15 protein-coding genes are annotated in these 14,160 nt (G+C 67.3%); 8 read left to right on the top strand and 7 right to left on the bottom strand.

What is annotated here, in order from left to right:
* Positions 1-28: 28 nt before the first annotated feature.
* From M8009_RS12860 to M8009_RS12840, 5 genes are all read left to right on the top strand, one after another.
* Positions 29-376, top strand: a complete 348-nt coding sequence (locus M8009_RS12860; protein ID WP_250061728.1) for a hypothetical protein — start codon at positions 29-31, stop codon at positions 374-376.
* Positions 373-849, top strand: a complete 477-nt coding sequence (locus tag M8009_RS12855) for a hypothetical protein (RefSeq protein ID WP_250061726.1) — start codon at positions 373-375, stop codon at positions 847-849. Before M8009_RS12860 ends, M8009_RS12855 begins: the two co-directional genes overlap by 4 nt.
* Positions 846-1,517, top strand: coding sequence for a hypothetical protein (locus M8009_RS12850; RefSeq protein WP_250061724.1), 672 nt, complete (start codon positions 846-848; stop codon positions 1,515-1,517). The genes M8009_RS12855 and M8009_RS12850 overlap by 4 nt, the downstream gene beginning before the upstream one ends.
* A 268-nt stretch (positions 1,518-1,785) precedes the next feature.
* Positions 1,786-1,992: a hypothetical protein gene (locus tag M8009_RS12845; RefSeq protein ID WP_250061723.1), complete on the top strand. Its 207-nt coding sequence runs from the start codon at positions 1,786-1,788 to the stop codon at positions 1,990-1,992.
* A 171-nt stretch (positions 1,993-2,163) separates the two neighbouring features.
* Complete coding sequence (locus M8009_RS12840; protein ID WP_250061721.1) at positions 2,164-2,355, top strand: helix-turn-helix transcriptional regulator; 192 nt, start codon at positions 2,164-2,166, stop codon at positions 2,353-2,355.
* On the opposite strand, the gene M8009_RS12835 is transcribed toward M8009_RS12840, so the two are convergent.
* The 5 genes from M8009_RS12835 to rpoE all read right to left on the bottom strand — a co-directional run bounded on the left by M8009_RS12835 (position 2,318) and on the right by rpoE (position 7,985).
* Positions 2,318-3,544, bottom strand: a complete 1,227-nt coding sequence (locus M8009_RS12835; RefSeq protein WP_250061719.1) for a tyrosine-type recombinase/integrase — start codon at positions 3,542-3,544, stop codon at positions 2,318-2,320. The genes M8009_RS12840 and M8009_RS12835 overlap by 38 nt on opposite strands.
* Positions 3,545-3,981: 437 nt before the next feature.
* A complete protein-coding gene (locus tag M8009_RS12830) occupies positions 3,982-5,403 on the bottom strand; it encodes a DegQ family serine endoprotease (RefSeq protein WP_250061717.1) in 1,422 nt (473 codons plus the stop codon).
* A 69-nt stretch (positions 5,404-5,472) separates the two neighbouring features.
* Positions 5,473-6,471 carry a MucB/RseB C-terminal domain-containing protein gene (locus tag M8009_RS12825; RefSeq protein ID WP_250061715.1) on the bottom strand — a complete coding sequence of 333 codons (999 nt, stop codon included), beginning with the start codon at positions 6,469-6,471 and terminating at the stop codon, positions 5,473-5,475.
* A complete protein-coding gene (locus M8009_RS12820) occupies positions 6,471-7,178 on the bottom strand; it encodes a sigma-E factor negative regulatory protein (protein ID WP_250061714.1) in 708 nt (235 codons plus the stop codon). Before M8009_RS12820 ends, M8009_RS12825 begins: the two co-directional genes overlap by 1 nt.
* Before the next feature lie 201 nt (positions 7,179-7,379).
* Positions 7,380-7,985: an RNA polymerase sigma factor RpoE gene (gene rpoE, locus M8009_RS12815; protein ID WP_250061712.1), complete on the bottom strand. Its 606-nt coding sequence runs from the start codon at positions 7,983-7,985 to the stop codon at positions 7,380-7,382.
* Positions 7,986-8,288: 303 nt separating this feature from the next.
* Between rpoE and M8009_RS12810 the strand changes: the two genes are divergently transcribed.
* On the top strand, positions 8,289-9,368 hold the full coding sequence (locus M8009_RS12810; RefSeq protein ID WP_250061710.1) for a 3-deoxy-7-phosphoheptulonate synthase: 1,080 nt from the start codon (positions 8,289-8,291) through the stop codon (positions 9,366-9,368).
* A gap of 110 nt (positions 9,369-9,478) precedes the next feature.
* Here M8009_RS12810 and dinG read toward each other — a convergent pair whose 3' ends face one another.
* Both dinG and rhlB read right to left on the bottom strand, forming a co-directional pair.
* Positions 9,479-11,620, bottom strand: a complete 2,142-nt coding sequence (gene dinG / locus M8009_RS12805) for an ATP-dependent DNA helicase DinG (protein WP_250061708.1) — start codon at positions 11,618-11,620, stop codon at positions 9,479-9,481.
* A 6-nt stretch (positions 11,621-11,626) separates the two neighbouring features.
* Positions 11,627-12,901 carry an ATP-dependent RNA helicase RhlB gene (gene rhlB / locus M8009_RS12800; protein ID WP_250061706.1) on the bottom strand — a complete coding sequence of 425 codons (1,275 nt, stop codon included), beginning with the start codon at positions 12,899-12,901 and terminating at the stop codon, positions 11,627-11,629.
* Between the two features lie 168 nt (positions 12,902-13,069).
* Between rhlB and M8009_RS12795 the strand changes: the two genes are divergently transcribed.
* Both M8009_RS12795 and xthA read left to right on the top strand, forming a co-directional pair.
* Complete coding sequence (locus M8009_RS12795; RefSeq protein WP_250061705.1) at positions 13,070-13,321, top strand: hypothetical protein; 252 nt, start codon at positions 13,070-13,072, stop codon at positions 13,319-13,321.
* A gap of 2 nt (positions 13,322-13,323) precedes the next feature.
* A complete protein-coding gene (xthA, locus tag M8009_RS12790) occupies positions 13,324-14,151 on the top strand; it encodes an exodeoxyribonuclease III (RefSeq protein WP_250061702.1) in 828 nt (275 codons plus the stop codon).
* Positions 14,152-14,160: the final 9 nt, after the last annotated feature.

The following is a 14,160-nucleotide window of genomic DNA, read 5'->3' as shown; positions in this document are numbered from 1 at the left end:
CCTGGCAGGCGTGGGTGGAGGGGGCTGTATGACCACCTACTACCACGGCGGCCCAGCCGGTCGCCGCCACGGCGATCGACTGCTACCGCCCACCGAAACGGGCGCCCCCTCGCTATCGGACTACGGCGCCGCCGAGGTACACCGCAAGGATCGCGTCTACCTCACCACCAGCTATGCCGCGGCGCTGCTGTATGCCTGCGCCTGGCCGGATGGCGTCGTGTACCAGTGCCAGCCGGTCGGCGATCTCGAGGCAGACCCGGACTGCACCGAGGACGGGCTGTCCTGGCAGTGCCCCAGCGCAAGGGTGGTGGAGGTGATCAAGCCGAAGGGCAAGGAGTTGAAGCGGGCTCGGCGAGCCCTGGGAGTTCCAGCATGAACCGCACCCAACGCCGCGCTGCCGCCAAGGCCCAGCGCCACAACCGCGCCGCCGGCATGGGCCGCGCCGGGGTGGATCGCTACATCGCCCGCGCCCGTCGCTGGCTGATCGGCGCGCGCTTCGACGGCATCCCGATTCAGCAGGAGCAGGGCGGCGAGGTCATCCACGGCCTGCATGGCACATGGCGCTTCCCGCCCAGCGTGCCGGCGGATCGCCGCATGCCGGCAGCGGAGTATGGCGAGGCCGGCAAGTTCCTGTGGCGCATCGAGGCCGAGACGGTGTTCGTGGCCGACAACGGCGACGAGTACCGGCACACGGTAGAGCTCGAAACCGGCCAGGCGCAGCAGCTCGCCGAATTGACCGACACCTGGCGCGACATGCTCCAGCAGGCGCGAGACGGCGGAAACCCCAGGCATCACCACCACGACGTGGTGAGGGCATGGCCGCTGGTGACGAAAGGAGAAGGACGATGACCAACGCCATCAAGATAGACACCAGGTTCAACGCCGACGAGATACGTCAGGAGGTGCGTGAATCCGACAGTATCCGGGGCTCCATTACCGAGCACATCATGAACCTGCGTGACCAGGGCGTCAGGGAGGCACTGGAAAAGCTGGGCTGGACCCCACCCGGCGAGGAGTCTGTTCAGAACCAGCTTTGCGTCCGGATCGACGAACTGGAGCGCGAAAAGGAGGTGCTGAACTCCATGCTCGATCGGCGCGAGGAGCTACTGAACAACCTCCGCCCCCAGGCCGACGCGCTGCACCGCATCGGGTCGATTCTGGGCCTCGCCCCGGGCTCCGACCTGACCAAGGAGGCGCCGGCCAGGGTGGAGGCGCTGGCGGCACGCTATGCCGCCCTGGCCGATGAAGTCAGGGCCTTGATTCAGGATTCTGACGGGCTGGCCGGCTACCACCTGAATGGCGAAGCGGCCTGTTGGAGCGAACTGGAGGTCGGTCACCTCCTGGACGAACCCGACGAGATTGGGAATGCCGCCCTCGCCCGCCGGGATTCCGAGGTGATCGCTTCGCTGCGCTTCCCGGTCATGCTCCGCAAGATGTGGAGCGGCGGCGAGGTACAGCAGTGGCTTTCGGAACGGGCCGATGAGAAGCGCCGCGAGGCCGAAGGAGGTGGGGCGTGAGAGATTGGCAGCCTATAAACACAGCGCCAAAAGGGGGTGGCGCGAAGATGATAACGGACCCCGCGTGGGTCGAGCCCCCTAAGCTTCTCCTGTTATTCAAGTCAGGTGATGTATCAGTCGGATATTGGGATTGGTATTACGCGCCCGGTGGTCGCGGTCACCAACAATGCAGCGCTTGGGTGGAGCCAGTCTCAGGTGAGCTGCTGGCTATGCACTATGACGACCCCATCGCTTGGCAGGACATTCCTCAAGCTAAAGGAGGTGAAGCGTGAGCGAGGACAACGGCATGGACGTGAGCCCGAGCTGGGGCGAGCTGCTCAAGGCGCTTAACGACCTGCAGCAGCGTGAGCGCACCTATCGTGAGAAGCGCCAGGCGCATGGCGGTACCAGCATGGCCGCCGAGCAGGCACGGGACAGACTGCGTAGCGCCGGGCACCAGGCCCGGCAGCTGCTACAGCAGGCGGGAGGTGAGTGATGGATCCCGAAGACATGATGCCGTGCGGCGACTGCCCGGTATGCGGTGAGATGGTAGACCACAGCGAGGCCGGTTTCTGTGTCGATTGCGGTGGCGCCTTTCACTGGACCCGGTGCGGAACTTGGGGTGATGGCGGCCACCAATGTGAGAACTGCCAGGAGGAAGAAGACCATGACTGACGACCGACTGATCAGCACCAGCGAGCTCTGTGAGCGCTACGGGCGCAACCGCGACACCCTGCTCCGCTGGCAGCGCCAACGCGGTTTTCCTCGCCCGGTGGTGCCCGGCGGCCACGGCCACGAGGCGCGCTGGCGAGAACGCGACGTCAAGACCTGGGAGGATCGCCAGGCACGAGCCGCATGATGCGCTCCCACCATGCCCGGTAAGCGGCTGCCTGCTCCTCCAGGTAGTCGTGGCGGTCATAGACCTGCCAGGTGCCGGGCAGAACATGCCCCAGCATCAGCTCGCAGACGTGCGGCTCCGCCAGCGTGGCCCAGTTGGTGCGAGCCGTCTTCCTCAAGTCGTAGAGCGACCAATGGGCCATCTTCACACCCATCTGATTCTTCGCCACCCGCATGATGTTGTAGGGATAGCTCAGCACCGCCCGGTCATTGAGCGGCACCGCCGATGACTCGGCGCTGAACAGCAGGCTGGGATTGTGCGAGAGGCGCATGGCCTCGCGCAGCCACGGCTTGACCTCCTGAATGATGGGTCGGCGCAACGCCTTCCCCGTCTTCCTTCCCGTCTTGTGCCGTTCCGGCGGTATCTCCCACACCCCCTCCTCGAAGTCGAACTCCCCTACCCTGGCACCACCCAACTCCCCCGGCCGACAGCCGAAGAACAGGCACAGCTTGACGTAAAGCTTGGAGCGCAGCGGCATCCGTGAACGCTCCATCGCCTGCCATACCACCGCCAGCTCCTCGTCGGTGAGGGATCGCCCCTTTACCCGATGGCGATTGACGTGCAGATCCTCCTGCGCGCTGATCGGCGCCAAAGGCTGATTCTCCACGAGCCCGCGGCGCGCGCCCCACTTGTGCACCTGCTTCATGTTGGCCAGCACCCGTTCGGCGATGCGCGGGCGTTGCTCGGCCAGAGGCTCGAGCATGTCCATCCAGGTAGCCAGTCCGGTGGCATCGGCCGGCAGGCTGCCCAGCTCGGGAAAGACGTGTAGCTCGAAGCTGCGCAGGATCTCCTTCGCCCCCACCTTCTTCGCCTGGCAATAGCGCTCATGCCACAGGCGAACCAGCGACTCGTTGGTATGGGCTGCTGCGATCGTCGCCTGCTCGATGCGCTTCTCGACCCTGGGGTCCTTTCCCTGGTCAATCTGCCCGCGGCGCAGCAGCGCCTCAGTGCGAGCCTGCTTGAGCGTCATCGCCGGATAGGCGCCCAGGTCCATGCGCGCCGCCCTTCCCTGGTAGCGGAAACGAAGCTGGAACACGACCTTGCCGGTCTGGGTCACCCGGGCGCCCAGCCCATCGCGGTCGGCCTTCTCGGTGGTGGTCTCGCGCGGCTTGCGGTAGACGGCCTTCAGCCAGGCGTCGGTCAGCGCCATGTGTACATGCTCCCCAGCATCGATGTGATAGGGGCCGATTATGTACACACATCTGTGCAAGTTTCTAGCGCCTTTCAGCGGATGCTTGAGATTGTCTGAGCGTGACAGTAGGTGGTTAAGCGAGGAGAAACAAGGAGGTTATCGAGTGCAGGAAGAGTCAGGCGGGGTCAGTGAAGCGGAGTTAATGGTCGATGTGGGCGATGATCGAGAAGTTGCGGATGTGCTTGAGGGGATCGGCGGTTGCGTCTTGGGACATCGAGTCGATTCTGCCTTGTGGGTGTCGAGCCACGGCCGACACGATGGATCGCGCTGCGGTCGGCTGACGGGCTCTGATCGGATTGGGCGACATTGTAGCGAGATGAGCCTGCCAGATACAGCGACCCGACGGCGGGTGCCATCGGGTCGCGCGATCACGGTGGCCTGTCGCAGCGGGGAGATCAGTCGCGGGAGAGGCGCAGCGCCACGAACAGCGAACGGCCGTCGCGATAGAGGCGCACCGGAATCGCCCGGTCATCGGGCAGCTCGGCCACCAGCTCGGCCAGCTGTTCCGGGCCCGCCACCGCACGATGGTCGATGCTGACCAGGATATCGCCGCTACGGATGCCCGCCTGCGCGGCGCTGCCGCGCGGGTCCACCTCGCGCACGCGCACGCCGCCCTCGATGCCGAGCTCACTCCGCTCGGCGTCCTCCAGCGGCCCCACGGCGATGCCCAGCCTCGCCGGCGCCGGATCCGCGCCCTGGCCACTCGCCATGGCACCCTCGCTGTCGGGCCAGTCACCCACGGTGATGGTCTCCTCGCGACGCTTGCCATCGCGCAGCAGCGTCAGTTCCACCTCGCTGCCCGGGCTGACGCGACCGATCAGCCGCGGCAGGGTGCTGGAACTCTCCACCGCCTCGCCATCGACCTCGAGGATGACGTCACCGGCCCGCAGCCCGCCCTGAGCTGCCGGCCCCTCGGGATCGAGGTCGGCGACCAGCGCCCCCTCGGGGTTGTCCATGCCGAAGGACTCGGCCAGGTCCCGGGACACCGGCTGGATCATCACCCCCAGCCAGCCGCGGCTGACGCGCCCGTCATCACGCAACTGGTCGGCCACGTCCAGGGCCACATTGATGGGAATCGCAAACGACAGACCCATGAAGCCGCCACTGCGGGTGAAGATCTGAGAGTTGATGCCGACCACCTCGCCATCCAGGTTGAACAGCGGACCGCCGGAATTGCCCGGATTGATCGCCACGTCGGTCTGGATGAAGGGGACGTAGGCGTCCCGGGGCAGGGTGCGGTCGATGGCGCTGACGATGCCGGCCGTCACCGAGTGATCGAAGCCGAAGGGCGAGCCGATCGCAGCGACCCACTCGCCAACCCGCAGGTCATCGGAATCCCCCAGGGCGAGGGGTGACAGACCGTCGGCGTCCACCTTGAGCAGGGCGACATCGGTCTTGGCGTCGGCCCCGACCAGCTCGGCCTTAAGCTCGCGCCGGTCGTTGAGGCGCACCAGGATCTCGTCGGCGCCCTCCACCACGTGGGCATTGGTCATGATGTAGCCGGCCTCGTCGATGATGAAGCCCGACCCCAGCGACTGGCGCTCCTCGCTGCGCCCAGGGCCCCCGCCGGGCGGTATAGGGAAGCGGTCACCGAAGAAGTGGCGAAAGATCTCGGGAATCTCCTGGCCGCCGAAGTCATGGAAGGGCGACGCCTGGCGCTCCACCATGCGCGAGGTGGAGATGTTGACCACCCCGGGGGCGGCCTGGTCGACCAGTTCGGTGAAGTCCGGCAGCTCACGAGCCACGGCCGACTGCCACGTCAGCAGGGCCATGGCGAGCAACATCCAGAGGGAGAGGTGTCGAGTCATGCGCTTCATGAAAGGCTCCTGCGTCAACAAGGGATGGAAAGGGACGAATCCCTTGATACCGCCTGTGCGTCAAAAGGTTCAGGGCATGTCGCCCTCATTGCCGTCCTGCCACTCCACCGAGTCGGCCACACGCAGCAAGACACCGGGTGGCAGTTCCCCCATCACCACCACCTGACGGGTCCGACCGCCGAGCTCGCGATGACGGACGGCCGCATGGGAGACACCCAGGCGATGCATGCCCGGAATCAGCTGGTCTGGTCCCTCCACGGGTTCCACGAACAGGCTGAGGGTGGCGAGCCCATCACTGTAGACCTGGTGACCTACGTCGTCGTCATGGCGGGCGCTGCGGGTCTCCACCGGCTGGGGAATGAAGCCCGTCGGCAACCAGGCGGGGTGCCAGGGCTCATCCGGACGCTCACGGCGTCGGTCGAGGCCGACCTCCCCCTGGTGCAGCTGCGGCTGGCGCAACTCGGTGATCTGGAAGGTCTCCACCACGCGCCCCTGCTCGTCCAGCAGGATCTGCTTGAGCGGCAGCCCGGTGGCGATATCGAGCCAGAGGCGGTGGCCGTAGCGCATGCCATCCAGGGGTTCGATGTCGAGACGGATGGTGTTGCGATTGGCAAGGCGCTCCTCGCCGCTCAGCTGAAGGCGGTAGAGGCCTTCGAGATGTTCGGCGATGCCTGCCGGCGAGGCCGGCGCCGGAGCGTCACCCTCGGCCCAGCTCAACCTGCCGATACGCCCGCGCCGCTCGAAGACCACCGCCGGACCGTCAAGAAACCGAGCCACTTCGCGCTCGACGCCCTCGACGACATCATGGGAGAGCGCCAGGGAACGAACCCCGTCACCACCGATGCGAACCGCACGTGCCTGGAACTCGTAGCAGTGGTTGGCCCAGAGGCTGCGCTCCAGCCACCCCAGGGCCGTCTCGGGTGGCTCACGCTCCGCCAGTGAGCGGCAGTCGAACCGCTCGGCCTGGTCCTGGTCGGTGCCGGACTGGGCCACGGCGCCTGACGAGAGGGTCAGCAGGGCCGCGACCAGCATCCCGCCGAACCGGCGGGTCGGACGACCCTGATGCATCAGTGCTGCCCCAGGGACTCGCTACCGGACGCGCGCAGCAGCGGCATCCAGGTATCACCGCTGCGGTAGGCCGCGCCCTCGGCGTGGCGGTCCAGGTAAGACTGGAGCAGCTGTGCCTGTTGCTGGTCATCCCGGGCGGACTGCCGGGGGGAAAGGAACAGCGGCGAATCGAAACCCGCCCCCACCGTCATCGCGCCACGGGAGTCCCCGGAGGGCGTCTGGAAAAGCGGCAGGCCCGGCAGTGAGGGACGGCTGTCGGGGCCCGAGGCCGCCAGCTCCGACCCGCCGAGGGCGGCAGGGCTTGCCTGCAGATCACCCGCTGGCTGGCCTTGGGAGGCCACCTCGGCGGGGGCCTGCCCCGAGTCGAGACTGCCGTTGTAGAACTGCACGCCGCTGATGACCATCAGCGACACCGCGGCCGCGATGCCGGCGCCGCGCGCCAGCGAGATGGGACGACCGGCCCCCCCGCCGGCGTCGACCCGGGGCAGCTGCTCGTCCTGGAGGCGCGCCATGATGCCGGCCGAGAGGTCGGTGGCGACATCGACCTCCGGTTCCCGCCGCATCAGGCTGCGCATCAGGTGGTAACGGCGCCAGGTCTCGGCCGCATCCGGGGAGTCGTCCAGTGCCTTCAGCACTCGACGCAGCTCCAGCTCATCCCCTTCGTTGTCCATCAGGGCAGAAAGCGATTCCCGTGCATTCTGACTCATTCTTCACACCCTCACACTCGACAAGGCGACCCGGTCAGGGTCTTTTGACAGCCTGTTGATCCCGACATCGGCGCGTGTCGCCCTGGCCATGTCGGCATGTTGTTGCCCGCTGGTAGCGGGCCGGTCACCGCATATGACGACGCAAAAGCCGGACAGTTCAGCAAAACGTCAAAAAGCATGCAGTTTCTCGTTTCCGGCGCCTCATTCGACCACCGGTTCCTGGTTGCGGGCGGTGGTGACGAACGGCCGGATATGCTGGTCCACCGCCTCCCGGGCCCGGAAGATCCGCGAACGTACGGTACCCACGGGACACTGCATGATCGCGGCGATGTCCTCGTAGGAGAGGCCGTCGAGCTCACGCAGAGTGATCGCCGTGCGCAGGTCGTCGGGCAGGGCTTCGATTGCCTCGAAGATGGCCGCCTCGAGCTGGTCGCGGGCCATGGCCGCCTCAGGCGTCTCGGTGTCGGCCAACCGCCCGCTGTGATCGACGATCTCGGCATCGACGATGTCCAGATCGCTACCCGGCGGGCGACGCCCCTTCGAGACCAGGTAATTCTTGGCGGTGTTGATGGCGATGCGGTACATCCAGGTGTAGAAGGCGCTCTCGGCGCGGAACTTGCCCAGTGCCCGGTAGGCCTTGATAAAGGCCTCCTGCGCCACATCCTGCACCTCGGCATGGTCGTGGACGTAGCGGCCGATCAGGCCGATGATCTTGTGCTGGTACTTCTTCACCAGCAGATCGAAGGCGCGGGTGTCCCCCTTCTGGGCGCGCTCGACGAGCTGCTGGTCGGTTTCCCGGGTGCCCATTCAGGCCCTCCCCGAACAGAGCGGCGCGAGTGGCGACCCGGCGGGTCGCGAACGTTCTGGCGTTGCTAGCATAGTGTCAACCTGGGCCTTGGAGCCGCGGAATGGTCAGGGTCATGAATCGCGAGAGGTACAAGTGTTCCTGTTTCTTGAACGTCCATCAAGCCGGTTGCCTTGACCCGGTGCCGGCGATGGGACCGGCCGCGGCCCGGCGGGTTCCCGCGGCGATTGAATTTGCCGGCCCCGCGCGCGATAGTAGATGCCACTGGACATCGCCATCAGCGCAGACACGACACAGGAAGCACAATGTCAGAGCAGCAGGTCAACAACCTCAACGTTCTCGCCCAGGACGTCCTGATCACCCCCGAGGCCCTGAAGCGGGAGATTCCCCTCACCGAGGCCGCCGAGCACACGGTGATCGAGAGCCGCGAGACGATCCAGGCCATCCTCGACGGCCGCGACCCCCGCCTGCTGATGGTGGTGGGGCCCTGCTCCATCCATGACGTGGATGCCGCCTTGGACTACGCCCGCCGCCTGCGCCGGCTAAGCGACGAGGTCAAGGACAGCCTCTACATTGTGATGCGCGTCTACTTCGAGAAGCCCCGCACCACGGTGGGCTGGAAGGGCCTGATCAACGACCCCCACCTCAATGGCTCCTTCGAGATCGAGGAGGGCCTGCACATCGCCCGCAGGCTGCTGGTCGAGCTCGCCGAGATGGGCCTGCCACTGGCCACCGAAGCGCTGGACCCGATCTCGCCCCAGTACCTGCAAGACTGCATCAGCTGGTCGGCGATCGGTGCCCGCACCACCGAGTCCCAGACCCACCGCGAGATGTCCTCTGGGCTCTCCTGCCCGGTAGGCTTCAAGAACGGCACCGATGGCAGCCTCGACGTCGCGGTCAATGCCCTGAAGTCGGTCTCTCACCCGCACAACTTCCTGGGCATCGACCAGGCCGGCCAGGTGGCGATCATCCGCACCCGCGGCAACGCCTACGGCCATGTGGTGCTGCGCGGCGGCAACGGCAAGCCCAACTACGACAGCGTCAGCGTGGCGATGGCCGAGCAGGAGCTCAAGAAGGCCGGGATCAAGCCCAACATCATGATCGACTGCTCCCACGCCAACTCCAACAAGGATGCGGCCCTGCAGCCGCTGGTGCTGGAGAACGTCACCAATCAGATTCTCGAGGGCAATCGCTCGATCATCGGCCTGATGGTCGAATCCAATATCGGCTGGGGCAACCAGAAGATGACCGATGACCCCAGCCAGCTGGAGTACGGCGTATCGATCACCGACGCCTGCATCGACTGGGACACCACCGTCGAGGCCTTCAAGCGCATGAACGAGAAGCTCACGCCGGTCCTGGCCGAGCGATGCCAGGCCGCCTGACCCCTGTCGCGATCCGCATGAGCATGGGCCCGCCGTCAGGCGGGCCCATTCGTTGGGAGCGACACCGCCTCTGGACGCGGCCTTCTCCCCTTCACCCCTGACCCTGCCGCTCAGACCTCACGCACGCCGTCGATCTCGCGCACGAAGGGGGGCAGGGCATCGAGCAGTGCCCGGCCGTAGCGGCGGGTCAGCACCCGGCGATCGAGCAGGGTGATGCGCCCGCTGTCGGCCTCCTTGCGGATCAGCCGGCCACAGGCCTGGACCAGCTTGATCGAGGCGTCCGGCACGCTAATGCGCATGAAGGCATTGCCGCCGCGGCTCTCGATCCACTCGGCCAGCGTCGCCCCCACCGGATCGTCCGGCACCGAGAAGGGCAGCCGGGTGATCACCACATGGGTGAGGTAGTCACCGGGCAGGTCGATCCCCTCGGCGAAGCTCGCCAGGCCGAAGATGATGCTGCCCTCCCCCGCGTCCACCCGCGCCCGGTGGCGGGTGATCAGCTCGCGCTTGGGCAACCGGTCCTGAGCCAGCACCCGCTCGCGGCGCGCCGTCGACAGCGCCTTCTCGACGCCGCGCAGCTGGGCCCGTGAAGAAAAGAGCATCAGCACCGCCTCCCGGTCGCCGAGCCCTTCCACGAAGTCGACGATGGCCCGCTCGTGCCCCTCGCGGTCGGCGGGGTCGACCGCCTCCCGGGGCACGCTGAGCACCGCCCGGGAGTAGTCGAAGGGGCTGGGGAGGCGCTGGTAGCGATAGCGGTTGGCCAGCCCGGCACGCTCCTGCAGCCGCTCGAAGCGCCCCAGGGCAGTGAGCGTCGCCGAGGTCACCACGGCGCCGAAGGTGCTTCCCCATAGGCTCTTCGCCAGGGTATGGGCCGCCGAGACGGGGCTGGCCGAGAAGGTCAGCTCGGGCTCGCCATGGAAGCGCTCCAGGGTCAGCCAGCGCGCACGGGGTGGCTCGCCCTCGGGGTCTGCCTCGGCGAAGGCCAGCCACAGGACATGGGCCTCCAGGGCTCGCCCATGGAGCAGCGCCACCAGCGGCAGCCAGGCCTCGGCCTGTTCCCGCGGCAGGCCGGTGTGCTTGTCGGGGTCGAGACTCTCGCGCAGGATATCGGCCATGCCCTCCAGGGTCCGGGAGAGCTCGGCGAAGAGCACCACCAGCCCCCCGGCCTGCTCGCGCAGCGCCTCGGGGGCTCGCCCCATCTCCAGGCGGTGGTGCCGGCTCTCCTCGCCGTCGGCCAGCCCCTGGGGGCGACCGGCCAGCTGGTGGCCGAGGGCGAAGGCCTCGCCGAGCCGGGGTTCCAGGGCGTTGATCGCCTCCGGGAGGCCCGCCAGCAGCCGTGCCAGGGTCGGCTGGACGGCCAGCGCCTGATTGAGCTCGGTGAGCGAGCTCTTCAGGGTCTTCAGCCAGCGCAGTGCCCCGCCCACGGCGAAGCGGTAGGTGAAGTGCTGGAGGGCCTTGTCGGGCAGGTGATGTCCCTCGTCGAAGACGTGGATGCAGTCGCCCGGGGCGGGCAGTACCACCCCGCCCCCCAGCGCCAGGTCGGCCAGCACCAGGTCGTGGTTGGCGACGATGACATCGGCACTCTCGAGATGGCGGCGCGCACGGAAGAAGGCGCAGGCTCCGAAGTGGCCGCAGCGGCGGTTGGTGCACTGGCGGTGGTCCACGGTGAGGCGGCGCCAGTGGCTGTCCTCGATGGCCTCGGGCCAGCTGTCGCGGTCGCCCTCCCAGCGGCCGTTGCCGTAGGCCTCGCCCAGCTCCTTGGCCAACGCCTGGAAGTCGTCGCCGCCGCTGGCCAGGGACTGCTCGAAGAGCGACAGGGTGGCGTTCTCCTCCCCGCCGTCCAGCGCCTGGTCGAGGCGCGCCACGCAGACATAGCGTCCGCGCCCCTTGGCCAGGGCATAGTCGAAGTCGAGCCCGCTGTGGGCCTTGAGCGCCGGCAGGTCCTGATGGAGCACCTGCTCCTGCAGCGCCACGGTGGCGGTGGCGATGACCAGCCGCTTGCCGCGGGCCTTCGCCACCGGCAGCGCGGCCAGCAGGTAGGCCAGGGTCTTGCCCGTCCCGGTGCCAGCCTCGAGCACGCAGACGTGCTCGTCGCTAACGCGCTTGCCGGCCTCGTCGGCCTCGATGCCCGCCAGGGTGCGGGCGATCTCGGCGATCATCAGCCGCTGGCCGTAGCGCGGCGTGAGCTCGAGGCCCTCCAGTACCCGTCTATAGGCCTCCTGGATCTCGGCCTTCAGCGCCTCCTCAAGCATGGGCCGTCAGAGCAGGCCTTCGGGCGGATGCTCGCAGGGCAGCTTGTCGTTGATGTAGCGCTCGATCTCGGGCAGCGAGAAGGCGTCCTCCTCGCCCACGAAGCTGATCGACACCCCCTTGGCGCCGGCGCGACCGGTGCGCCCGATGCGGTGCACGTAGTCCTCGGGGTCTTCCGGGAGGGTGTAGTTGATCACGTGGCTGACATCCTCGATGTGGATGCCGCGCCCCGCCACGTCGGTGGCCACCAGCACCTGGATCTGGCCCTCGCGGAATTTCTCGAGGGTCTCGATGCGCTGGTTCTGGGGAACATCGCCGGAGAGCATGGCCGCGTTGATGCCGGCCTTCTCGAGCAGGTCGTCAAGCTTGCGCACCAGGTCACGGCGGTTGCCGAACACCATGACCCGGTCGAAGCTCTCCTGCTTGAGCAGGTTGACCAGCAGGCGCTGCTTGTCCTCGTCGCCGACCAGGTAGACGCGCTGGTCGATGTCGGCGGCGTTGTCGACGGTGACCTCGATCTCCACGTGGGCCGGCTCATGGGTCCACTGGCTGGCCAGGTTGAGGATGTCCTGGCTGAAGGTGGCCGAGAACAGGAAGGTCTGGCGCTGCTCCTTGCTCGGCGTGTGGCGGATGATGCGCTTGACGTCGGGAATGAAGCCCATGGAGAGCATGCGGTCCGCCTCGTCCAGCACCAGCACCTCCACCTGGGTGAGGTCGACGTCGCGCTTTTCGTGGAAGTCCAGCAGCCGGCCCGGGGTGGCGACCAGGATATCGAGCCTGTCGCCCAGCGCCTCGCGCTGCTTCTGGTAGTCCATGCCACCCACGACACTGGCGACCTTGAGGTCCGTGAAGCGCGCCAGGGCCTTGGCGTCCTTCTCGATCTGCAGCGCCAGCTCGCGGGTCGGGGCCACGATCAGCGCCCGCGGTGCGCCCGGCTTCTGGCCGTTGGGTGCCTCCTCCTCGAGGAAGTAGGCGAGGATCGAGATCAGGAAGGCGGCGGTCTTGCCGGTGCCGGTCTGGGCCTTGCCCACCACGTCACCGCCCAGCAGGGTCTGGGCCAGGGCCTCGGCCTGGATGGGCGTGCAGTATTCGAAGCCCAAGGCATGGATGGCCCGCATCAACGGCAGCGGCAAGTCGAAGTCATGGAAGCGCCACTTGCCCGCCACGACGGGGACCTGGAACTGGCGCAGGTCCCAGTTCGACTGGCGACGACGCGGCTTGCGCCGGCGACGCTTGGGCTTGCGATTCTGGGCCGGTGCTGTGGTCTGTTCCGACTCGCTCATAGGCTTTGCTGTCTTGTCCGTATCGGTGGATGGGGTGCATGACGCAAACCGGCATTGTACCAGTCTCCGGCGACGAGGGCGCGCCCCGGACGCCTGCCGCGGCTCGCCGCTGTCGGCTGAGCCGCCGCGACTGGTAGAATGGCGCCCATTCATGCAAGGAGTTGCATCATGACACGCCGAAAGAAGACCCGCTCGCTCGCCGACAAGGTGCAGATCCGCACCGGCAAGCGCAAGGATTTCAAGAAGTGGCGCCACGAGAATCCCGACCAGGTCACCTCGACGACCCGCTTCACCCAGAAGAAGCGCCAGCAGCGCAAGCTGCAGGCGGCCCGCAGGATGGCCCGCCAGGAGCAGGGACAGCCGATCGCCATCCACCCCGAGCGCGCCGGCGACGACACCCCTGAACGGAAGGACGACTGAGGATGCGGCTGGTCTCCTTCAACATCAACGGCATCCGCGCCCGCCTGCACCAGCTCGCCGCCCTGGTCGAGGCGCATCGCCCGGCGGTGATCGGCCTGCAGGAAACCAAGGTTCAGGACAGCGAGTTCCCCGTGGCGGCGGTGCAAGCGCTTGGCTATCGCGTCTTCTACCACGGCCAGAAGGGCCACTATGGCGTGGCACTGATGGTCGACACAGCCCAGTGCGGCGAACCGGAAGCGGTCTACTACGGCTTCCCCGATGACGGCGAACAGGCCCAGCGGCGCATGATCGGGGCGCGGCTGCTCCCGGGAGACGGCGCCCCCATCACGGTGTACAACGGCTACTTCCCCCAGGGCGAGAATGTCGAGCACCCCCTGAAGTTTCCCTACAAGCGCGCCTTCTATGCCCAGCTTCAGCGCCTGTTGGAGACGCAGCACCGCCCCGACGAGCGCCTGGCGGTGATGGGCGACTTCAACATCTCACCCGAGGACAGCGACATCGGCATCGGCGAGGCCAACCGCAAGCGCTGGCTGCGCGAGGGCAAGACCAGCTTCCAGCCGGTGGAGCGCGAGTGGCTCGCCGGCATCAAGGCCTGGGGGCTCACCGATAGCTACCGCCTTCGCTACCCGACGTCAGACGACCGCTTCAGCTGGTTCGACTATCGCTCCCGCGGCTTCGAGCGGGAGCCCCGGCGCGGCCTGCGCATCGACCATATCCTGGTCAGCGCGCCGCTGGCCGACAAGGTGGCGGATGCCGGTATCGACTACGAATTGCGCGGCATGGAGAAGCCCTCCGACCATGCGCCGGTCTGGACGGAGCTGACATCGTAGGCAGTCGCC

This window comes from Halomonas gemina, assembly GCF_023554995.1.
Lineage (GTDB): Bacteria > Pseudomonadota > Gammaproteobacteria > Pseudomonadales > Halomonadaceae > Halomonas > Halomonas gemina.
The sequence above is the reverse complement of the archived record's forward strand: the minus strand, read 5'-3'. Positions and strand labels throughout refer to the sequence as shown.

Excerpts from the sequence above, each read along its gene's own strand:
- M8009_RS12810 (WP_250061710.1), top strand. The coding sequence starts at position 8,289 with ATGTCAGAGCAGCAGGTCAACAACCTCAACGTTCTCGCCCAGGACGTC.
- M8009_RS12835 (WP_250061719.1), bottom strand. The coding sequence starts at position 3,544 with ATGGCGCTGACCGACGCCTGGCTGAAGGCCGTCTACCGCAAGCCGCGC.
- M8009_RS12825 (WP_250061715.1), bottom strand. The coding sequence starts at position 6,471 with ATGCATCAGGGTCGTCCGACCCGCCGGTTCGGCGGGATGCTGGTCGCG.
- M8009_RS12840 (WP_250061721.1), top strand. The coding sequence starts at position 2,164 with ATGACTGACGACCGACTGATCAGCACCAGCGAGCTCTGTGAGCGCTAC.
- xthA (WP_250061702.1), top strand. The coding sequence starts at position 13,324 with ATGCGGCTGGTCTCCTTCAACATCAACGGCATCCGCGCCCGCCTGCAC.
- M8009_RS12830 (WP_250061717.1), bottom strand. The coding sequence starts at position 5,403 with ATGAAGCGCATGACTCGACACCTCTCCCTCTGGATGTTGCTCGCCATG.
- M8009_RS12820 (WP_250061714.1), bottom strand. The coding sequence starts at position 7,178 with ATGAGTCAGAATGCACGGGAATCGCTTTCTGCCCTGATGGACAACGAA.
- M8009_RS12850 (WP_250061724.1), top strand. The coding sequence starts at position 846 with ATGACCAACGCCATCAAGATAGACACCAGGTTCAACGCCGACGAGATA.
- rpoE (WP_250061712.1), bottom strand. The coding sequence starts at position 7,985 with ATGGGCACCCGGGAAACCGACCAGCAGCTCGTCGAGCGCGCCCAGAAG.
- rhlB (WP_250061706.1), bottom strand. The coding sequence starts at position 12,901 with ATGAGCGAGTCGGAACAGACCACAGCACCGGCCCAGAATCGCAAGCCC.
- M8009_RS12795 (WP_250061705.1), top strand. The coding sequence starts at position 13,070 with ATGACACGCCGAAAGAAGACCCGCTCGCTCGCCGACAAGGTGCAGATC.
- M8009_RS12855 (WP_250061726.1), top strand. The coding sequence starts at position 373 with ATGAACCGCACCCAACGCCGCGCTGCCGCCAAGGCCCAGCGCCACAAC.
- M8009_RS12860 (WP_250061728.1), top strand. The coding sequence starts at position 29 with ATGACCACCTACTACCACGGCGGCCCAGCCGGTCGCCGCCACGGCGAT.
- dinG (WP_250061708.1), bottom strand. The coding sequence starts at position 11,620 with ATGCTTGAGGAGGCGCTGAAGGCCGAGATCCAGGAGGCCTATAGACGG.